Origin of the sequence: Hymenobacter defluvii (genome assembly GCF_017589435.1) — a bacterium.
Taxonomy (GTDB): Bacteria; Bacteroidota; Bacteroidia; order Cytophagales; family Hymenobacteraceae; genus Hymenobacter; species Hymenobacter profundi.
The window spans coordinates 410,671-432,434 of the sequence record NZ_JAGETX010000001.1; the positions used below are offsets into that span (position 1 = coordinate 410,671).

Below are 21,764 nucleotides of genomic sequence, written 5' to 3' on the forward strand. Positions count from 1 at the left end.
ACGGCCACCACGCAAAAGCCCGCTGCTACACTAGGTAGCAGCGGGCTTTCGTATAAGCTCAGGAAAGTGAAATCAGAAAATGGAGGCAAAGCCCTGGCAGGCACTCACCCAGGCATAGCCAAAGCAACGCGACTCTTCCTGCGCCTGCAACGCCTGCTGTTTTCGCAGGCGCTCTGCTTTATGGAGCTGGTGCACTGTAGTGAGCAGCGACGAGCGATGCCATTTCAGTGACAGAAGACGCCGAACCTTCGTGGGCCGACCAGCAAGCGCGAGTAGAGTAGCCATGGCAGTTGGAGTTTGGTGAGAAGCTTAATATATCGATATACTTTTATAATTACAAGTTGAGCCGTGCGTTCTTACCCGTTGCCAGCCCCAGATAGCAGCTCCCTACCCAGAAAAAACAGCTGATTGGCGGCCGCAGTAACCCCCAATTTAACAGCAACGCTTACGGGCTGTAAACCGGACTAAAACTGGCAAAAACCGGATAAAATCGGTATCTTTGTCTATTAAACTTTGCGCTGAAACAACAAGCGACACATGAGCGAAACCACCGAAAATAAAGTCCCCGTGGAGTATACCGCGGATAGCATTCAGGTACTCGAAGGACTCGAAGCCGTGCGCAAGCGCCCGGCCATGTACATTGGCGATATTGGTGTGAAAGGCCTCCACCACTTGGTGTGGGAAGTAGTAGATAACTCCATTGATGAAGCCCTGGCCGGCTATTGCGACCGAATTGAGGTCACCATCAACGAAAATAATTCCATTACCGTCCGCGACAACGGCCGCGGCATTCCCGTCGACTTTCACCAGAAAGAAGGCCGCTCGGCCTTGGAAGTGGTGATGACCGTGCTGCACGCCGGTGGCAAGTTCGACAAGGACAGCTACAAGGTATCGGGCGGTTTGCATGGGGTAGGCGTGAGCTGCGTGAACGCGCTCAGCCAGGACCTGAAAGTGACCGTGCGCCGCAAAGGCAAAATGTACGAGCAGGAATACAAAATTGGCTTCCCGCAGTATCCTGTTAGAGAAATCGGCGAAACCGAAGAGCATGGTACGCAGGTTGACTTCCTGCCCGACAATACCATCTTCACCGAGTCGGTCTACAAATACGAAACTATTGCCGGACGTTTGCGCGAGTTGGCCTACCTCAACAAAGGCATTCGCATTGTACTCACAGACCGCCGCGAGCAGCAGGAAGATGGCAGCTACCTGGGCGAGGAGTTCTTCTCGCACGGTGGCCTGTCGGAGTTTGTGCAGTACCTCGACAATGGTCGTACGGTGCTCATGCCCCGCCCCATTCACGTGGAGAGCGAGAAGGGTGGCACCCCGGTAGAAGTAGCGTTGCAGTACAACGACTCTTACCAGGAGCACATCTTCAGCTACGTCAACAACATCAACACCCACGAGGGCGGCACGCACGTGGCTGGCTTCCGGGCGGCTCTTACCCGCACGCTTAAGGCCTACGCCGATAAGTCGGGGATGCTGGAGAAGGCCAAGGTTGAGATTCAGGGCGACGACTTCCGCGAGGGCCTCACGGCCGTTATTTCCGTGAAAGTGCAGGAGCCGCAGTTTGAGGGCCAAACCAAAACCAAGCTTGGTAATTCCGACGTGAGCGGCGCCGTGAACACGGTAGTGGGCGAAATCCTGAACCAGTTCTTGGAAGAAAACCCCAAGGAAGCCCGCATCATCATTGAGAAGGTGATTTTGGCGGCTAAGGCGCGCATTGCGGCCCGTAAGGCTCGCGAGATGGTGCAGCGCAAGACCGTGTTGGGCTCCACGGCCCTACCCGGCAAGCTGGCCGACTGCTCCGAGACGGACCCTGCTATCTGTGAATTGTATCTGGTGGAAGGTGACTCGGCTGGCGGTACCGCCAAGCAGGGCCGTAACCGGGGCTTCCAGGCCATTTTGCCCTTGCGCGGTAAAATCCTGAACGTGGAGAAGGCGCAGGAGCACCACATCTACGAAAACCAGGAAATTCGGAATATGATTACGGCCCTGGGCGTGAGCATGGAGAAGAAGGTGAGTGAAGACGATGGCACCACCAATAGCTCCTTGAACATCGACAAGCTGCGCTACCACAAGGTCATCATCATGACCGATGCCGACATCGACGGCTCGCACATCCGCACGCTGATTCTGACGTTCTTCTTCCGCTACATGCGCGAGCTGGTGGACCGGGGCTACATCTACATTGCCCTACCCCCGCTCTACCTCGTGAAAAAAGGTAAGGAGGAGCGCTACTGCTGGACTGAGCAGGAGCGCATGGACGCACAGGAAGAAATGGGCAAAGGCAAGCCCGAATCGGTGAACGTGCAGCGCTACAAAGGCTTGGGCGAGATGAACGCCGAGCAACTCTGGGAAACCACCATGCAGCCCGAAACCCGCTCCCTGAAGCAAGTAACGGTGGAATCGGCCGCTGAAGCCGACCACCTGTTCTCGATGCTGATGGGCGACGAGGTAGGACCCCGCCGCGAGTTCATCGAGAAAAACGCCAAGTACGCCAAATTGGACGTATAGTGATTCGAAAAAGCCCGCCGATCAGCGGGCTTTTTCTTTGGATGTATCTGCTGCGCTTTCGTATGATTTATTGTGATTGGCACAACAGAAGCTGGTAATACAGCGTGTATCTTGCCAATTCTCTTTCCGTAGCCCGCCCTATTTACTCTATGAAGCTTTTTAAATCTTCCGATCTCATCCGCAAAAGCAAGTACATCAGCCGCGATTTGAGCTGGATGCGCTTCAACTACCGCGTGCTCGACCAGGCGAAGGACACGGCGCGCACGCTGTTCGACCGTCTGAAATTCCTGGCCATCACTTCCAGCAACCTCGACGAATTTTTCATGATTCGGGTAGGGTCACTGTACAACTACCTCGACTACGGCAAGGAGCGCATCGATTACTCCGGCCTGCGCGAGCTGCCCTTCCGGCGCAAGCTGCTGGACTTTGCCCACCGCTTCGTAAACGACCAGTCGCTCACGTTTTTGAATGAGCTGAAGCCCTTGTTCGAGAAGAATGGCTTCAACATTCTGAAAATGGAGGATCTGACGGAAACCGAGCTGAAAAAAGCCGATGGCTACTTCAAAAACACGGTGTTTCCGCTGCTCACGCCCATGGTATACGATTCCTACCACGGTTTCCCAATGATGATGAACCAGATGCTCATCTTTGGGGTAGTGACGCGGGCGGGCAGCGGCAGCCTAGGCGACGGCGACCTGGAAAAAGGGCAGGAGCGCCTCACCTTTGTGCAGATTCCGCAGAACCTAGCGCGCTTCTTCGAGCTGTCGCGCAAGGATAAGGTGCTGTTTGTGCCCATCGAGGAGATTGTGCGGGCCAACCTGCCCAAGCTGTTCCGCAACGTAGACATTCTGGCGGCCAACCTGTTCCGCATCACCCGCAATGGTGATTTCACGCTAGAAGAGTCAGACGACATTGACGTGGACTTCATCAAGGAAATTCAGTCGGGACTGAAGACACGCAAGAAGGGTAGGGTAGTGCGCCTGGAAATCGAGCAAAACGCCTCGCCGATACTGCTGAACGTGCTGAAGGAACGGTGGAAGATTGATAACGGCAACGTGTTCGTTATCAATTCATTGATGGATATGAAAGGCTTGTTTCAGATTCTGAAGCACCCCAATTTCCGGGGTAAGGGAGCCCGAATGCCCTCGGCCGTGCCCCCGCTTAGCCTACCCGAAGGTGCCGAGGAAAACCTGTTTGAGTACCTCAAGCACTACGACGTGCTGCTGCACCACCCCTACAACAGCATCGAGCCCATGGTGCGGCTGTTGGAGCAGGCCGCCGAAGACCCGTATGTGCTGGGTATCAAGCAAACTATCTACCGCTTGGCCGAGGACTCGCGCGTGTCGGCGGCACTGCTGAAGGCGGCCGAGAACGGCAAGCACGTGTCGGTGCTGTTTGAGGTGAAGGCGCGCTTCGATGAGGAACGCAACATCCGCGAGGGCGCCAAGCTGGAAAAGGCTGGCTGCTTCGTAATTTATGGGGTAGGGAAGTACAAGACCCACACCAAGATGTTGCAGATCATCCGCAAGGAAGGCGAGAAGGTCACGCGCTACGTGCACATCGGATCGGGTAACTACAACGAGCAAACCTCGCGCCTCTACACCGACGTGAGCATGCTGACGACCAACGACGTGTACGGCCACGACGTGTCGGAATTCTTCAACGTTATCACCGGCCACTCCCAGCCCGACGACTACGAGTACCTCATCACGGCGCCCAAAGACATGCGCCAGCAGCTCATTCACCTGATTCGGGAGGAAGTGAAGAATGCCAAAAAGGGCCTGCCCAGCGGCATTGTGATGAAGATGAACTCCTTGGAAGACAAAGAGATAATAGACGAGTTCTACAAAGCTAGTAAGGCCGGTGTGCCCATCCGGTTTGTGGTGCGCGGCATCTGCTGCCTGCGGCCGGGTAGGGTAGGGCTGAGCGAGAACATTGAGGTGCGCAGCATTGTGGGCGATTACCTGGAGCACTCGCGCTTGTTCTACTTCCACCAGGCCGGGCAGCCGAAAGTATACGCCGGCTCGGCCGATATCATGGTGCGCTCCTTCGACCGGCGCATTGAGGCACTGTTCCTGATTGTGAACCCGCAGCTCAAGCGCGAGGCCATCAGCATTCTGATGATGAACCTATTGGACAACCAGAATTCCTACCTCATGCGCGAGGATGGGGCCTACGTGCGCCTCAAACCGGGCGCTGATGAGGCGGCCATCGACATTCACCGGGCCTTCTACGTGCCTGATGCGGAGCTGTTGGCCAATGCCACGCCCGAAGGCCTCTTGGAACTACTGGACAAGCAACGCCGCCACACCGAGTCGGTGATGGCCACCGCCCAGCAGGCCGCCGTAGCCGGCACCGCCCCCGAAGTGCCCGCCGACGAGCTGCTTGACCCGCTGGCCGTGGCCGCCCTGGGCGAAGAAGAATGCGACGAATCGGAAGAAATGCTGGAAACGCCAAACCATCATTTAGGGCCGAGCAAGGACTAAAAGGTGAGGTAGCGAAATGGTGAGATGGTGAATGCGAGAGCGTCTGTCATCCTGAGCGGAGCGAAGGACCTTATGCCCGCAGAACGAGTCGTTGTTACGTCTGTCGTTCATGCGTGAGAAGGTCCTTCGCTCCGCTCAGGATGACAGACGCTTTTGCATTTACAAATTCACAAACTCACAACTTCACCACTACTCCGTAGTAGGATTGCTTTGCAGGTTGGGGAAGGGCATGCGGCCGGTGTGGTAGGAAGCGGGGCGCATTTCCTCGAAATGATCCTCAAACAAGGTTTGCATCATACCATCTTTCAAGCCAATGTCAGGCACTTGCATGGTGTTGATATTGGCCCATTCCATGGCCGAGAGGTAGATGTTGCCAGCGGGTAGAATAACATCGGCGCGGTCGGGGTTGAGCATGGCCACGTTCACGCGCTGGTCCATGGTCATGGCTTCGAGGCCGCGCAGGGTAGCGGCAATGGTTTTGCGAGTGATAGGCGTGCCGGCCGCGGGCTTGATCATGTTGTAAATCTTGCCAATGTTGCCGCCCGTGCCAATGGCCCGCGTGACGTGGTAGCGCCGTGCATTTTCCCGCACCCAGGCTTCCATCCGGTCCCAGGTGCTTTCCAGAGCGGCGCCGTCAGCGCCTTGCTCGGCTTGCTGCATGCGCCGGATAGAGCCCACCTCGAATGACTGAGAAGCCACCTTGTGGCGGTCGTGGTAAATGTTGAACTCGGTGCTGCCGCCGCCCACGTCAATGTGGAGGTAGTGCTTTTTATCTTCCAGCAGGTGCTCCATCACGCGGTTGATGTAGGCGGCTTCGGCCTGCCCATCAATCACCTGAATTTCCAGCCCCAGCTCCTTGCGCACCCGCTCTACGATGCCGGGGGCATTGGTGGCGGTGCGCATGGCCGACGTGGCGCAAATAAGGTGGTGGGCCACGTCGTGCACCTCCATTAGCAGCTTTAGCGAGTGCAGAAACTTCACAAACTTCTCTTCCTTGGGCGCCGAAATCTGGCCGGTGGCGAATACGTCTTCGCCCAAGCGCATGGGATAGCGCACGTACTCCACGCGCTTGAGCCGAAACTGCCCTTCGTAGAGGAGAACTGCCGAAATCTGGCAACGGACGGCGTTGGAGCCAATATCAATAGCGGCCAGTTTCAGCAGTGGATATTCCATAAAGAGAGGGGAAAGTGAGAGAAAAGTGCTCAAATATAGCCGTTGAGTCCAAAATGACCCGCTTGTGCTATTGATCGATGCGGAAGCCTACCCCAAATCGGAACAGCACGTTCTGCTCCTTGGAGTGCTGAAATGAGATGGACAACGCCAATTGGTCGGTAACGGGCGCCACGTAGAAACCGGCGCCGGTACCGCGGTGCCAGCCATCGGGCGAGCTGCCGCGGTAGTACACCCGGCCCTGGTCGTAGAAGCCAAATATGCCGTAGGAGAAGGGTAGGAACGACGTTTGCACGTGACCCAGCGCCAAGCGCAGTTCCGTGTTCAGGTATAGGCTGGCGTCGCCGGTGAAGCGGTTGCGGTAGTAGCCGCGCAGGTTTTCGGCTAGGCCCAGGCTGGTGTATTTGTAGAACGGAATTTCATCCCGGTCGCCGTAGTTTTTGGCGCCGCCACCTTTCACCACCAGCGTCACTGGAATACCAATGCGAGCGGTGCCATAGTACTCAGCGAAGCCCTGCGTGAGGCCGAAGTTGCCCTTGGCCCGGTTGAGCTGGTGGTAGCTGTCGTGCTGCACCAATAGGCGCACGCCGCGCTGGGCAAACGTCTGCCGGTCGCGCAAATCCAGATCAAACAAGGCATTCAGCCCAATCAAACGCTGAAAATCCGTGTTGGGTATCGGTAGATCGGTGGTGGGGTTGCGCAATAAATCACCCAGGTAGCTATTGCCGGAAAAACTGCTGGTGTACTGCTCGTAGGTAGGGCCAACGCGGAACGTGCTTTTGTTGTTGAAGAACGTACGCTCCAAAAAGCCGCCGAGCGTAAAGCCTTTATAGCGTGCTTTGTAGTATTTCGCGTCGTACAAGCCCTCATCCTTCGCCGAGTTATTGCCCAGCCCAAAGAAGTTGTAGTACGGGAAATAGTTGCCGTACTCGGTGCGGGCGCCAATATCCCACTTCCCGATGGCGTAGCGGTAGCGCGTGGCCAGCCCTACTTGGAAGTTGCCGTTGCTGGATCCGCGCACATCCAGCGTATACATATTCTTGAAATCGGGCTTGCGGAAACCTTGTTGAAACAAGCTGATACCCGCGCCAATGATAAAACCGTCGTTACGGTTGTAGCCCAGCGTAGCGCTAGGGCGGTAGCTGTCGTACTCGAAACCCTCTCGGTCGTAGCGGTTCACACCGGGGCGGGTAGAGGTGCGGTTGTCGCTTTCCTTGCCCAGTTGCAGGTCCGTGTCGGGCACGTCGTACACTTTGGTGAGCGTGCGCAGGCCCGTTACACGGGAGTTATCGACGATCTGGTCTTTGCCCTCACCGCCAATAATGCGCAGCAGAACGCTCTTGCGCGCTTCGCCGGTCACCCGAAAAATATCCTTGCCATCGAGGCCGTATAGGCAGACTTCGTTGGTTTCGTTGGGCTTGAACGTGCGGTCAAACAGCAGCTCGCCGAGCTGGTCTGCTTTGTCTTTGTCCTTGTCGTACATGCGTACGCGCAAGTTGCCATCGGGTAGGCGGTCGGCCAGGAACACTTCGGTTTTGTTGGAGCCTACTACGTCCACACGCTTGGCCAACAGTAAGTAGTACTCGTCCAGGGCTTTGGGTAATTCCTGCACGCGAGCTTTTAGCTTGCGGTTCAGCTCATCCGTGGAAATTTCCTTCAGCTCGGGGGGTAGGGTAGCGGTGGCCTCATCGATGACGGCAGGCGTCATGGTCTGCTGCATGTACTGGCCAATCTGCTGCCAGTCCTCGCGGTTCAGCGACTGCAACAGGAATCGGTCGAGGTGACGAGCCGGCCAGTTTAGGCTTTTCATATCATGAAACTCGGCCTGAAAATCCTCGATGCTCGGGACGGCCCACTCACGGTTGGCGAGGTAGGTGAGTATCCCATTCCACTTGGTAAACGCCTGGTCCCGGTCGCGCGGAATGGGCTCGTAGATGGTCTTCTTGCCTTTGTCATAGCCAGCCCACTTCCAGTTGTCTTGGTGCTTGCCGAAGTCGGCCACCAGCATATCAAAAGCGCGGGCCTTGCCCAGTTGGTAGGCATCTACGCGGTTGTCGTTATCCTTGTAGAGCTGTCGGAAGAAGCTGCCGGAGCGCCGCACATTATCGGAGTTGCCGAAGCCGGGTAGGTTAGGCTTAGGATCTTTGGGTCGGTCTTCCAGCGTGCCCAGCAAGTCGGCGTAGTCTTCGCGGTAGGGGCCTAGTTGCTGGTTGTCGGGTAGGATGAACAGGTGCGGCCGGGCGTGCAGAATGTCTGTCTTGTCCAGCATCGAGCTAATAACCAATGCCGAATAGGGGTGCGCCGTAGGTGTGATATCGCGCAGAATGTCGGCGGCTACAGAACCGCGCAGTTCCGGCGGCAGAATGCGCGTCACATCCTTATCCACCGACCGAAACACGTACTCCGACGAGTCGGCGGCAATAAGCTTGAGGGAGGTAGTTTGGCGTCCGCCCCCACGCCCGAAGGGCCGCAAACCACCATTTTCGGTAGTTAAATCGAGCGTTTTCACCTTCACCGGCTGCGTCCAGGAGGTGCGGTACAGCGGCCCCATCCAGAAGCGCCGCCACCCACCGGCCGCGTACTGCGGGCCGGGTGCTACCGTTACGGTTGCCTGAGCAGGAGCATCGGGCTTAGGAGCCGCTACCCCTTTTGGCGCCGAAGGGCACTCCGGTATGTAGGCATTCACCGGCACGTTGGGTAGGCGCGGCTCTTGGCACGCCGACTGAAATACCGTGTTGGCATACGCTTCCTTCGCAGTGGAGCCAGCTGCATCAAATGTGTAGAAGTAAGCCTTCACGGTGCCATCGGCGAAATACTCCAGCTTCGAGAAGCCCTCCTCCGATTTGTTGAACAGCGACTTGCCATTGACGCCCACGTGCTTGTTTTCCGCGAAGCTACCCGAAATCAGATGGTAGTTGCCTTGGAACTGATTGAGTTGTAGGCTGTAGTCGTGCGAGGCGGCGTAGATCAGGCCGGGGTTTTCCTGGAGTGTAGCCAGCAGTTGCTTGGTGAACTCCTTATAGGCCGGATTCGCCATGTCGCGCGGAGCCCCCACGTTCTGGCGGTAAGCAGCGTAGAGCGTACCAAAGACAGGCGGCAGCAGGTGGCGGCTGAATGGCATGTGCCCGCCGTAAATGCCGTTGCTAATCACCGGCTGGTGGCCCAGCAACAGCACGTTGCGGCCGTCGGTTTCTTCCAGCGCATCCTGCAATTCTTCCCGAAACTCATCCTGAGTTAAGGTTTTGCAGTCCGTATCGGGTGCTTCGGGTTTGTGGTAGGGATGCGTCCACCAGGGTGAGTTGATGGCAACCAGGCGCACATTGGGGGCCACGTCAATGATGTCGGGGCCGGGGCAGCCGTTGCTGGGTAGGAATGCATCCTGCCCGCCCAATTGCTTTTCAATGTACTTTTCCAGCCGGCGCACCCGCTTCAGACCGTCACGACCGGAGTTGTCCCAGTCTTTATCGCCGGGCACGAAGTAGATGCGGCCGTTGGGTAGGTCTTTCACTAGGCCAATCAGCGCGTCGATGCGTTCGGTTTCGCCGGCCCGCATCGAGTCTTTCTTGCTGCCCAGGCCATTGTTGCTCACAACGTCGCCCAGGTGCACTACCGTGAAAGTACCCGTCGTTTGCTCCAACGTATGCCGTAGCGTTTGGAGATGACTGGTGGTAGGCAGTTTAGCCGTGGCGGTGTTGCCTAGTAGATAAACCGTATGGGTAGGGGAAGCTGAAGATTGAGCATGTAAGAGATTGGTTGACAGTAGCAAAACTGCCAACAGGGAGGATATTAGTTTTAGCATAGAACGGAGGGTGAAACCGTTCTTACGAAAAGCCAACTGAAAAGTAGATTAGAAATTCATTAGAACATAGCCCGCAATTGAGTGGCTACCCGAGCCATACCCGTACTGGCCGGCTCCGTAATAAAGTGCACATGGCGGCGGCTGGTCAAGGGCGGCTGGTGCGGGTCGATAACATATACCGGGCAGTAGCGCGGCGCATAATCGACCAGGCCCGCCGCTGGGTACACCTGCAACGATGTGCCGACCACCAAAAAGACATCGGCAGTGGCCGCTTCCGCAGCGGCTTGCTCCATCAGCGGCACGGCCTCGCCAAACCACACAATGTTGGGCCGTAGCTGGTGCCCCCGCTCGCACAGGTCGCCTAGCTCAATCCGGTCGCCCGTCATAGGGTACACCAACTCTTCGTGGCGCGTGCTACGCGACTCAAATAGCTGCCCGTGCAGGTGAATGATGTGACTGCTCCCGGCCCGCTCGTGTAAGTTGTCTACGTTCTGCGTTACCACCACCACGTCGAAATCCTTTTCCAACTCGGCCAAGGCCAAATGCCCCGCATTGGGCTGCGCCTCGCGGGCAGCGCGGCGACGCTGGTTGTAGAACTCCAGCACCAGGGTAGGGTCTTTGGCGAAACCTTCGGGCGTGGCAACGTCCTCCACACGGTGGCCTTCCCACAACCCATCGGACCCACGAAAGGTAGCCAGGCCACTCTCGGCCGAAATTCCGGCGCCCGTTAGGGCTACAATTTTCTTTTTCATCAAACAACTCACTTAGTTAAAATTGAAAAAGGCCCCAATTGCTTGGGGCCTTTTATATACGCAGAAAGAGGTAAGTTATTTGGCCTTGGCTGCCGATTTCTTGGCAGTAGCGCCCGTCGCTTTCTTCTTTGGCGCTGCTTTTTTAGCGGCAGGTTTCTTCGCTGTAGCTGCCTTCTTCGCCGGCTTGTCGGCGGTTTCGGTGGCGTCGGCCGCAGGAGTGGTTTTCTTGGCAAAGCGCCCGCCTTTGGCGGGTTTGTCGGGGGTAGCGGCGGCTAGCTCCAGGCAGCGTTCCAGCGTGAGGTCGGCGGGCTCTTCACCCTTCGGAATCTTCACGTTTTTCTTGCCTACCACGATGTACGGTCCAAAACGACCGTTGAGCACCTGTACTTCCGGGTTTTCCGAAAACTCCTTAATTAAGCGCTCCGCATCGGCCTTCCGTTTGGCCTCAATTAGGTCAATGGCCTCGTTAGCGCTGATGGATAGCGGGTCCTGAGTTTTGCCCAAGGAATAGAACTTGCTGTTGTGGCGAATATACGGACCGAAGCGGCCCACGGCTGCCGTCATGTCCTTATCCTCATACTGCCCTACTATACGTGGCAGCTTAAATAGCTCCAGCGCTTCCTCTACGGTAAGGTTTTCGATGAACTGCCCTTTACGCAAGCTGGCATATACCGGCTTTTCGTCCTCGGGCGCGCCTTCCAGCGGCTCAATCTGCACGTAGGGCCCAAAGCGGCCCAGGCGTGCCGTAATCTTCTGTCCGGTTTCGGGGTGCGTGCCCAACTCGCGATTCGAGCCCAAGGTACTGCGCTCAATATCCTGGCCACGCTCAATAGTTTCGTGGAAGGTGCCGTAAAAGTCACCAATCATCTTCTCCCACTGCTCCAGGCCGTTGGCAATCTGGTCGAACTCGTCTTCTACCTTGGCCGTGAACTGATAGTCCACAATCACCGGGAAGTGGTCAACCAGGAAGTCGTTGACAATCATGGCCGTATCCGTCGGGAACAGCTTGGCTTTGTCGGCGCCGTAGGTTTCGGTCTTCACTTCAGTTTTCACTGCGTCGCCGTCCAGCGTCAGCACGTGGAACTTGCGCTCCTTGCCCTCGCGAGAGTCTTTCTCGGCATAGCCGCGCTTCTGAATGGTAGAGATGGTAGGCGCATAGGTAGAAGGCCGACCGATGCCCATTTCCTCCAGTTTCTTCACCAGCGAAGCTTCTGTGTAGCGTGCTGGCGGCTGCGAAAACCGCTCTGTGGCCCGCAGCAGTTGCAGGGGTAGGCGCTGTCCGACCGTGATAGGGGGTAGGCCGCGCGAAAACGAAGATTCAGTGTCTGCATCTTCGTCGCCTTCGTCCTTGCTTTCGGCATAGGCTTTCAAGAAGCCTTCAAACGTAATCACCTCGCCTGTGGCCGTAAGCGTCACGCCCGGCTGGGTGCTGATGCCAATGGTAGCAACTGTGCGCTCAATCTGCGCGTCGGCCATTTGTGAAGCCATGGCGCGCTTCCGGATCAGATCATACAAGCGCTGTTCGGCCGATTCGCTACCAGCCTTAGCCAGCGAGAAATCTGTAGGGCGAATGGCTTCGTGGGCTTCCTGCGCCGAGGCCGACTTGGTTTTGAAGTGGCGCTCCAGCGCATATTCGGCGCCATATGCCCGCGTAATTTCCGTTCGTGCCCCAGCCAGCGCCTCTGCCGACAGGTTCACGGAGTCCGTCCGCATGTAGCTGATTTTGCCGGCCTCGTACAGCTTCTGAGCCACGCTCATGGTCTGGGCCACCGAGAAACCTAGCTTGCGCGAGGCCTCTTGTTGCAGGGTAGAAGTAGTGAAAGGCGGTGCAGGCGAGCGTTTACCAGGCTTTTTCTCTAGGTTTTCAATGGTATAAACCGCACCTGCGCAACGGGCTAGAAAAGCATCGGCCTCCTCACGGGTTTTGAAGCGGGTAGGCAACTCGGCTTCCAGCACGGCGCCCTGACCTGCATCGAAGCGGGCTACCACACGGTACGCCGACGACACGCTGAATTGCTGAATCTCCCGCTCCCGCTCCACCACCAGGCGCACTGCTACCGACTGCACCCGGCCGGCCGACAGGCCTGCTTTGATTTTCTTCCACAGCACGGGGCTTAACTCGAAGCCTACCAAACGGTCGAGCACGCGGCGGGCCTGCTGGGCATTTACTAGATTCAGGTCGATTTCGCGGGGCGAGTCGATGGCATTGAGAATGGCGTTCTTCGTAATCTCGCGAAATACGATACGGCGGGTTTTCGCGTTGGTGAGATTCAGCGTTTCGGCGAGGTGCCACGAAATGGCTTCGCCCTCGCGGTCGTCGTCACTGGCCAGCCAAACCGTTTCGGCTTCTTTCGACAATTTCTTCAGCTCCGAAATCAACTCGCGCTTGTCTGGCGAAACTACGTAGGTAGGCTTGAAGCCATTGGCAATATCAATAGCGTTGTTGTCTTTCGGCAAGTCGCGAACGTGTCCAAAGCTGGATTTCACAATGAAATCTTTGCCTAAGTATCCTTCAATAGTCTTTGCCTTGGCAGGAGACTCAACAATAACTAGATTTTTAATCATAGGAAGAAAGCCCGGAGGTGGGGTACTGGAGGTGGGTATCAACTAAGAAAACGGGTGGGGGCAGTAAAAGTTGATTTAGGGGCAAAGATGCTGGAATAATCCGGTGTGCCGCGTCATGTACTGTGCTACCCTTCGTCCGCATTAGGTCGGCGTATCACCGATAAATACAGTTGCGAGGGTGTAAGTAGTTCAGCCGTTGCTCATTTTGACAAAAGCCGTTCCCCAAAAAAAGCCTGTGCGCCCCAACAACGTATTTACTACCTTTGCCAGTCAGGTAAAACCGTCGTGCTCACGCAAACTGATAGGATTTATCGAATTGCTCTCAGCCCGCCCATCTCGTATTATATGGCATCAGGTAAGAATATCCAATCGACGGTCAACCCAGCTCCGTCCGCACCGGAGTCCGATCAGGCGGTAAAGCCCGTTGATGAAAAGAAGGCTGCGGGTCTGGCCCGACGCGTAGGCCAGACCCGCGGCTTGCAACGACAAGCCACCAGCGCCCAGGAAGCTGCCTACATCGACGACCAGCTCAACCGTGTGCTCTACGCCCTCGATGCCTTTAAGAAAGGCGACATATCGGTGCGGCTGACCAAGCAAAACAACGACATCTTCGCCGACATTGCCGAGGCTTACAACTCCATGGTGGAGATGATTAGCGGGGTAGGGGGCGAGGTGTCGCGCATTTCCAAAGTAGCCGGGGTAGAGGGCAACCTGAAAGCCCGCGCCTCGGCCGAGAATGCCTCTGGCTTCTGGCGCGACATGATCAACAACATCAACGGCCTAGTGGACAGCATCGCGGTGCCGGTGTTGGAAGTAGGCAAGGTGTTGAAGAATATCTCGAAAGGCAACCTGGACGAGACCTTCCAGATTCCGGTGTCGGGCGACTTCAAGTTGATGGCCGAAACCATCAACAAAACCATCGACAACCTCAACGTATTTGCCGGTGAGGTGACACGCGTGGCGCAGGAGGTAGGCACTGAAGGTCGCCTGGGCGGCCAGGCCAACGTGCCCAACGTGGGCGGCGTGTGGAAAGACCTGACGGATAACGTGAACACGATGGCTTCGAACCTGACCAGTCAGGTGCGCGATATTGCCAACGTGGCCACCGCCGTAGCCAAAGGCGATTTGAGCCAGAAAATCACCGTTGATGTGAAAGGCGAGCTGTTCCAGCTCAAGCAGAACCTGAACCAGATGGTGGACTCGCTGAACCTGTTTGCCGGCGAGGTAACCCGCGTAGCGCAGGAGGTAGGCACCGAGGGCCGCTTGGGCGGCCAAGCCAGCGTGCCCGGCGTGGCCGGCGTGTGGAAAGACCTGACGGATAACGTGAACAATATGGCTGCCAACCTGACCAGTCAGGTGCGCGATATTGCCAACGTAGCAACTGCCGTGGCTCGCGGCGACCTGAGTCAGAAGATGACGGTGAACGTGAAGGGCGAGATTCTGGAGCTGAAGGACATTCTGAACCAAATGGTGGATTCCTTGAACACGTTCGGCGACGAGGTGACGCGTGTATCACGCGAGGTAGGCACTGAAGGCAAGCTCGGCGGGCAAGCCGTGGTGCCGAATGTGAGCGGCACGTGGAAGGAGCTGACCGACAACGTGAATACGATGGCCTCCAACCTGACTAGTCAGGTTCGTGATATTGCCAACGTAGCCACCGCCGTAGCCCGCGGCGACCTGAGCCAGAAGATGACGGTGAACGTGAAGGGCGAGATTCTGGAGCTGAAAGACATTCTGGACCAGATGGTGGACTCGCTGAACGTATTTGCGGGCGAGGTAACGCGCGTATCGCGGGAGGTAGGCACCGAAGGTATCTTGGGCGGGCAAGCCGTGGTACCCAACGTAGCCGGCACGTGGAAGGAGCTGACCGACAACGTGAACACGATGGCCTCGAACCTGACGAGTCAAGTGCGCGACATTGCCAACGTGGCCACCGCTGTAGCCAAAGGTGATTTGAGTCAGAAAGTAACGGTTGATGTGAAAGGTGAGCTGCTCCAGCTCAAAGAGAACCTCAACCGCATGGTGGACTCGCTGAACATCTTTGCGGGCGAGGTAACGCGCGTAGCGCAGGAGGTAGGCACTGAAGGCCGCCTAGGCGGCCAGGCCAGTGTGCCCGGCGTGAGTGGTGTGTGGAAAGACCTGACTGACAACGTAAATACCATGGCTGCCAACCTCACTACCCAAGTACGTGGGCTGGTAAAGGTAGTAACGGCCGTATCGCAGGGCGACCTGACCCAGAGCCTAGAGCTGGATGCCAAAGGCGAAGTAGCCGATCTAGCCGATACTATTAACCGCATGGTGGCTGACCTCAACCGCTTAGCTGTGGAGGTAAGCCGCGTAGCCAAGGTAGCTGGGGTAGAAGGTAAGCTGACCGAGCGCGCCACCGTGGGTGGCGTGAGCGGTTCCTGGAAAGAACTGGTGGATACGCTCAACGACCTGCTCGAATCCATTGCCTCGCCGGTGCTGGAAGTGAGCCGCGTAGTGCGGGGCATCTCCGAGGGCGACCTAACCCAGCACGTGGAAGTACCCACCGCTGGCGACATCGAAGCCATGTCGAGTGCCCTGAACCTGGCCGTGGAAAACCTGAACGAGCTGTTGGGCGAAATCAACGACTCGGCTCAGGTAGTAGGGCAGTCTTCGGGCGAAATGGCCATGAAAGGCCAAGAGATGAGCCGCGTAACGGTGGACGTAGCCCTTGCCATGCAGCAAATGGCCGAAGGCGCGCAGAACCAAGCCCTAAAAACTGATCAGGCCTTCAAGCTGATCGAAGAGATTATGCAGGCCACCAAAGAAACCGCCGGCAAAGCCGATGTGGGGATTAAGGCCGCTATTCTGGGTGAGCAAACCTCTCAGTTGGGCTTGAAAACGGTGGCGGAAGTGGTGAAAAACATGGAAGAGATTTCCAGCGCCGCTACCCAAACCTCGCGCACCATTGAAGTCTTGAGCACCCGCTCGCAGGAAATTAGCACGTCGCTGGGCGTTATCACCGACATTGCGGCCCAAACCAACCTGCTGGCTTTGAACGCAGCCATTGAGGCCGCCCGCGCTGGCGAAGCTGGTCGTGGTTTTGCGGTGGTAGCCGAGGAAATTCGGAAACTAGCAGAAAGCTCCCGTCGCTCAGCCAACGAAATCAGCACGCTGGTAGATGATGTGAAGAAGGACACTACAACGGCCGCCGCCGCTATTTCCACTATGGAAGGACGCGTAATGAAAGGCAAGAACGCCACCTTCGAGGCTAGCGCTGCCTTTAAGAATATTGCAACCAGCAGCGGCGAAACCCTGCGCACTTCCCGCGATATTCTCACGGCCACCGAAATCCAAAAGGCCTCAATTGGCGATGTGGTGAAGTACGTGGAGGAAGTGGTAGCCATTGCCGAGCAAACGGCCTCTGGCACCCAGCAGGTAGCCAGCACAGCCAAGCAGCTCTCTACCTCCATGCAGGAGCTAACGACTTCCAGCCAGAACCTAACTGACATTGCCGATGACCTACAAGACGGACTGGCGGCCTTCCTGCTGATGGAAGAGGAGGAACCAGAGCCCGAACCCGAACCAGAGCCACAGCGACGCCTGGGTCTACGGCGGCGTGAACAAGCGAAAGCTGCCGCTGCTGCTGCGCAATCAACCAATGGCGCTACGCCGCAACGGCCTCAGGCAGCCGCTTCACGGCCGACCAAGCCCGAAGCGCCGACCGCTCGGCGTGGTACGGCTCCTGCTGCATCTGCCGAACCAACCGAGAATAGCAACGGTCAGAAAAAAACGGCCCGCGCGAAAGCTCGCACCGAGAAGCCCTCGGCTGATAGTAAGGCTACCAAGCCGGAAGCATCTGCCTCTGCCAAACCGACACGTAAGGCGCGCACAAAATAAATAACCTCCTGGGGTAGGGAGTGGGCCAGTCTGAATGCAGGCTGGCCTATACACCGCATCCGTAAGCATTTGCTGAATGGCAGACACCGATAACGCCACCAACGAAAAGAAAACCACCAAGCAGGAGCCTCTAATTCAGCTGATCGTATTTCGCCTGGGCGACGAAGACTATGGGATTCGGATTGAACAGGTGAAGGAAGTGACGCTGACGCCTGAAATAGCGCGTATGCCCAAAACGCCGGATTTCGTGAAGGGCATTGCCAACCTGCGGGGGGATATCATCACGATTATCGACCTAGAAGAGCGGTTTCAGTTGCGCTCTGCCGGAACGGAAATGCCTGCTGTTAGCTATACGATGGCGATTGAGGGTAAGGAGTATACCATCGGGATTGTGGTGCGTGAGGTGCCGCAGCCGCTGTCTATTCCTGCTTCCATCATTGAAAAAGCACCTGAATTTATTCAGGACATAAACATTCACGACAAATACATCGAAGGTATTGCCAAGGTAAATGGGCGCATTATCGTGGTATTGGATATGTTGAAGCTGCTGACGCCCGCCGAAATCATGCAGCTACCCGCAAAAAGCTAATCTTCGCCTGTTTCCCTACGTACAAGAGCCGGGGCGGCTCATTGTCCTGCTCCCTCTTCTCTAAACTCAGACTACTGCACTCTTTTCGTATGAAAAACCGCATTCTCATTGTAGACGATTCCTTCTACATGCGCACGATGCTCAAGAATATGCTCACCGACGCGGGCTACGAAGTGGTAGGCGAAGCCGCAAACGGTCAGCAAGCCCTGGAAATGGCTGCCGCTACCCGGCCCGACCTCATCACCCTCGACGTTATTCTGCCCGACAACACGGGCCTGGACGTGCTGAAAGGCATCCGCGAAGACCAACCCGACGTGAAAGTGGTGATGTGTAGCGCCGTGGGGCAGGAGGTAATCGTGAATGAAGCTCTGGAAAGCGGTGCTACGGCCTACATCGTCAAGCCTTTCTCGGAGGAGAAAGTGCTGGAAATTGTGGGCAGCGCTTTGCAAACCAGCGGTTCCAGCGAAGCCTAAGCCTGTTTTCTTTGTGCGCGGCCCATGGTGCCGTCACTTGTAGTACCCATTTCGTGTCTAGTCCTTTCACTCCTATTTCTGTCCTAATTGGCAATTTGCCACCGCTGGTGCGGGCGGAATTAGTGTGCCTATTGCGTAGCGAACCCGCTTGGCAGGTGGTGCCGGTGCAACCGGCACGGGGTAGGATAGCCGTCACGGCCCGACAATACCAGGTAGACCTAGTGATTGCCGATGAAAGTGGCATGATGGAACTAGCTGAGCTGGCACAGGTGCATCCGGTGCCAGTGGTTTTATACAGTGCTTTCTCGTTGGGGGGCGCCCGTCTCCGGCAAGCTACCCGCTGGAATGTGCACGACTATTTTGGACCTTGGGTACCGCAGGAAAGCCCGGCATTTTTCAATTGGCGGTTATCATTGTTGCAGAAACTACGGTCGGTCGTTACACATCCTGAGACATTTGTCCAAGCATTGCCGGAGGCAGGGCCTACCTCGCTACCCACTGGTATTGTGGTGCTAGGTGGTTCTACGGGTGGTTCGGCAGCCGTGGAAAGCGTAGTGCATCAACTACTCCCTTCCAACTGTGCTATTTTAGTGGCGGTGCATCTGCCGGCCCTTTTCACCCAAACACTGGTAGACCGTCTGCGCCGCGTTACGTCGCTGCCTGTAGTGAACGGCAAAGCGGGCACCATCCTGACGCCCGGTAAAATAATAGTGGTGCCCGGTGGCGGCAACACCACCATCAAAACAGCCACGGGCACGCCTTGGATTAGTTGGCAAACCAGCTTCACAGAGGTGGAGCTTAGTGCTCCCAATAACCTACCCTCTATCGATCTGTTGATGCAATCTGCTGTGCAGACGACGGGGCGACCTACACTGGGCGTTATTCTCAGTGGCCTGGGTAACGATGGGACGCAAGGTGCCCGTGCTATTCGCCAGCGCGGCGGGCAAGTGATTGTGCAGCGTGGGGCTGCCGTAGCCGCTATGCCCCAATCGGTGCTGCAAGCGGGGTATGCTGATCAGGAACTGTTACTAAAAGACATTCCTGGTTATATCAATCGCTTTGCGTTGCAGGCCCGGCCTGGCCGCCGCCTGGTTTCTTCTGTTTCTCCCGCTAGTCAGCTATGAAATCGAGAGAAGAAGAATACCGCGAAATATTTATGGTGGAGGCGCTCGAGTACTACGACGCCATGAGCCGCCATATTAGTGAATTAGAGAAAAATCCGGCAGATGCGGCGGCGCTCAACGAGTTGTTCCGCCTGATGCACAACCTGAAAGCCAACGCCCGCGCCATGGGCTACCCTGCCATCAGCGAGGTAGCGCACCGCATGGAGACCATCTTCGGCCTCATCCGCGACAAAGAGCGCACCTTTGAGGGTAACGTGGTGCCGGTGCTATTCACTGGGGTAGACACCATAGGCGAAATGATTCGGGCAGTAGGCGCCGGCAACGAACTGCCTTCCGCTGACACGCTGCTGGCGAATCTTGACCGATTGGTGAACGGTGAGGAGCCTATCCTGGAAGACCAGCCGGAAGCCGATGACGACGATGCCAACCGCAAACTGGAGTTGTCGGATCTGGTATATATCCAGATCAAGAAGCTCGACCACCTGATGAATCTCGTAGGAGAGCTGATCATTGACCGCGACCGAATTCTGACACTGAGCAAGGAAAGCGACAGCCCGGCGTTGCAAGCCACGGCTGCCCATTTATTCCGCATTTCCGATGAGTTGCAGTACAGCATCATGGACGTGCGCTTGGTGAATGTAGGCTCATTATTCAACAAGTTTCCGCGAGTGGTGCGCGATGTGGCGGCCGCCGAGAAGAAAGATATTGCGCTGGAGGTAGACGGTCAAGATATCCAGATTGACCGCAACATCCTACAAATCATTACCGATTCGCTGCTGCACTTAGTGCGCAACGCCATTGGACACGGTATTGAAGCGCCAGCTGTGCGTGAACAAGCCGGTAAGCCAGCCCAAGGCCAACTGACACTAGCTGCTCAAACGGAGCGCGACAACGTCTTGATTCAAGTATCCGACGACGGGGCCGGTATCAACGTAGACAGTGTGCGCCGCAAGGCTGTGGAACGTGGCCTGGTAAGTGCCGAAGCAGCTCAGCAGCTCGACGACGATGCCGTGCGGGCGTTTCTGTTTGAGCCGGGCTTCTCCATGGCGAAGGAAATCACCGACATTTCGGGCCGTGGGGTAGGGCTAGATGTTGTGAAGCTGGCTATCGATTCGCTCGGGGGGCAATTGCGCGTTAGTTCTACCCTAGGCAAAGGCACCACGTTCACGCTGGTGTTGCCTACCTCTATTGCGGTAAAAGGCGCCCTGCTTTTCGAGTTGGATGCACGCAGCTACGCCATTCCGCTGATGCACACCGACTCGGTGGTATCGTTGCAGCCGGAGGACTTGCACGTGGTAGGCGGCTTGCTGCTGGCCGAGGTACAGGACGAAAACGTGCCCGTGGTGGACTTGCGCCGCTTGTTGCATAATGGCGACGGCCCATTGCCGCCCGCCAACCGCCACGAGTTGCAAGGCCGGCAGGACATCATCATCGTCAATTACAATAATCGTAAGCTGGGCCTGATCATTGACCGGTTTCTGCGTCAGCAGAGCATCGTAATCAAGCCCATGAGTAAACCGCTTGATACTATTGATTTGTTCGGGGGGGTAACCCTTTTGGGAAGCGGCCAGGTTTGCTTGGTGCTGGATGTACCCGCCCTCACCCGACTTTTTTTAGCCAAGCGCCCATAAAACACGTACTTGCAGACACCGGACAATCTCAACCGTTGAGAAAGGCCGCTTAATTGATACATTCCTATGGATTTGCACATGACAGAACTAGAGCGGGACATCATCCGCGAGATTCTGAACATTGGCCTGGCTAGAGCAGCTGACTCCTTCGCGGTAATTGCGCAGGAGCGGGTGCTGCTAGAGGTGCCCAACCTGGACCTAGTGCCGGGCAGCAATATCCTAGGGCGCGTGCACGAGTACGAGGGTACGCACGTCATCATTCAGTCTGATATTAAGGGTGACTTCAACGGCACCACGCTCATGTTCTTTTCGGGGCAGCATGTGCAGCGACTTTCCAAAGTGTGCCTGCGGATGAATGTGAGCGACAGCATCAAGATAGACGCGATGCAGGAATCATTGCTACTGGAAATAAGCAACATTATTACGGGGGCTTTGGTAACGCAGCTGGCTAACATTCTAAAGTCGAATATCTACGGCGCGCCGCCCGTGGCACCCCGTGGCAATATCGCCGACTCGCTCAATAGCCTGATGAGCAACCGGCCCATGGTGCAACCATTGATTTTCTCGGTTATCACCCAGTTTTCCGACAAGGACAACTCCGTAGAATTGCCACTGATGATTTTCTTTGACCGCGAGACGTTTGCTAAAATGCTGGAAATTATCCGCACCTATAATTTCATGGGCGGGCAAGCCCCGGCGTAAGTACGCCGTTTGCGAAGTATTTTCGCGCTGGCTATTGTTTGGTTGACTACTAGTGTACTCAGCCGGACGGTAGCCGGCGTTTTGTTTTCATTCGT

Annotated in this window: 13 protein-coding genes; 8 read left to right on the forward strand and 5 right to left on the reverse strand. The window is 56.4% G+C overall.

The window, feature by feature from the left end:
- Positions 1-72: 72 nt before the first annotated feature.
- Positions 73-285 (reverse strand): hypothetical protein, encoded by a 213-nt coding sequence (locus J4D97_RS01620; RefSeq protein ID WP_208306088.1) that lies wholly within the window; start codon positions 283-285, stop codon positions 73-75.
- A gap of 252 nt (positions 286-537) precedes the next feature.
- Between J4D97_RS01620 and gyrB the strand changes: the two genes are divergently transcribed.
- Positions 538-2,514 (forward strand): DNA topoisomerase (ATP-hydrolyzing) subunit B, encoded by a 1,977-nt coding sequence (gene gyrB, locus J4D97_RS01625; RefSeq protein WP_185283311.1) that lies wholly within the window; start codon positions 538-540, stop codon positions 2,512-2,514.
- A 149-nt stretch (positions 2,515-2,663) separates the two neighbouring features.
- Positions 2,664-5,000: a polyphosphate kinase 1 gene (gene ppk1 / locus J4D97_RS01630; protein ID WP_243900086.1), complete on the forward strand. Its 2,337-nt coding sequence runs from the start codon at positions 2,664-2,666 to the stop codon at positions 4,998-5,000.
- A gap of 189 nt (positions 5,001-5,189) precedes the next feature.
- Here the strand turns inward: ppk1 and J4D97_RS01635 are convergent, their stop codons facing one another.
- The 4 genes from J4D97_RS01635 to topA all read right to left on the reverse strand — a co-directional run bounded on the left by J4D97_RS01635 (position 5,190) and on the right by topA (position 13,286).
- Positions 5,190-6,173, reverse strand: a complete 984-nt coding sequence (locus tag J4D97_RS01635) for a phosphatase (protein WP_208306089.1) — start codon at positions 6,171-6,173, stop codon at positions 5,190-5,192.
- A 67-nt stretch (positions 6,174-6,240) separates the two neighbouring features.
- The gene (locus J4D97_RS01640; RefSeq protein WP_208306090.1) at positions 6,241-9,969 is read right to left on the reverse strand and encodes a hypothetical protein; all 3,729 of its coding nucleotides are present in this window, start codon (positions 9,967-9,969) and stop codon (positions 6,241-6,243) included.
- 59 nt (positions 9,970-10,028) lie between these two features.
- Entirely contained in the window at positions 10,029-10,721 is a 693-nt protein-coding gene (locus tag J4D97_RS01645; RefSeq protein ID WP_208306091.1) for an SIR2 family NAD-dependent protein deacylase, read from the reverse strand.
- A 75-nt stretch (positions 10,722-10,796) separates the two neighbouring features.
- Positions 10,797-13,286: a type I DNA topoisomerase gene (gene topA / locus J4D97_RS01650; protein ID WP_208306092.1), complete on the reverse strand. Its 2,490-nt coding sequence runs from the start codon at positions 13,284-13,286 to the stop codon at positions 10,797-10,799.
- A gap of 345 nt (positions 13,287-13,631) precedes the next feature.
- Here topA and J4D97_RS01655 point away from each other — a divergent pair, with 345 nt between their 5' ends.
- The 6 genes from J4D97_RS01655 (at position 13,632) to J4D97_RS01680 (ending at position 21,669) form a co-directional block, all read left to right on the forward strand.
- Positions 13,632-17,150 carry a HAMP domain-containing protein gene (locus J4D97_RS01655; protein WP_208306093.1) on the forward strand — a complete coding sequence of 1,173 codons (3,519 nt, stop codon included), beginning with the start codon at positions 13,632-13,634 and terminating at the stop codon, positions 17,148-17,150.
- A gap of 76 nt (positions 17,151-17,226) precedes the next feature.
- Complete coding sequence (locus J4D97_RS01660) at positions 17,227-17,739, forward strand: chemotaxis protein CheW (RefSeq protein WP_185283315.1); 513 nt, start codon at positions 17,227-17,229, stop codon at positions 17,737-17,739.
- Positions 17,740-17,828: 89 nt separating this feature from the next.
- Positions 17,829-18,212 carry a response regulator gene (locus J4D97_RS01665; protein ID WP_185283316.1) on the forward strand — a complete coding sequence of 128 codons (384 nt, stop codon included), beginning with the start codon at positions 17,829-17,831 and terminating at the stop codon, positions 18,210-18,212.
- A gap of 53 nt (positions 18,213-18,265) precedes the next feature.
- The gene (locus J4D97_RS01670; protein ID WP_208306094.1) at positions 18,266-19,336 is read left to right on the forward strand and encodes a chemotaxis protein CheB; all 1,071 of its coding nucleotides are present in this window, start codon (positions 18,266-18,268) and stop codon (positions 19,334-19,336) included.
- Entirely contained in the window at positions 19,333-20,967 is a 1,635-nt protein-coding gene (locus J4D97_RS01675; RefSeq protein ID WP_208306095.1) for a chemotaxis protein CheA, read from the forward strand. The genes J4D97_RS01670 and J4D97_RS01675 overlap by 4 nt, the downstream gene beginning before the upstream one ends.
- Before the next feature lie 78 nt (positions 20,968-21,045).
- Positions 21,046-21,669: a chemotaxis protein CheC gene (locus J4D97_RS01680; protein ID WP_185283319.1), complete on the forward strand. Its 624-nt coding sequence runs from the start codon at positions 21,046-21,048 to the stop codon at positions 21,667-21,669.
- Positions 21,670-21,764: the final 95 nt, after the last annotated feature.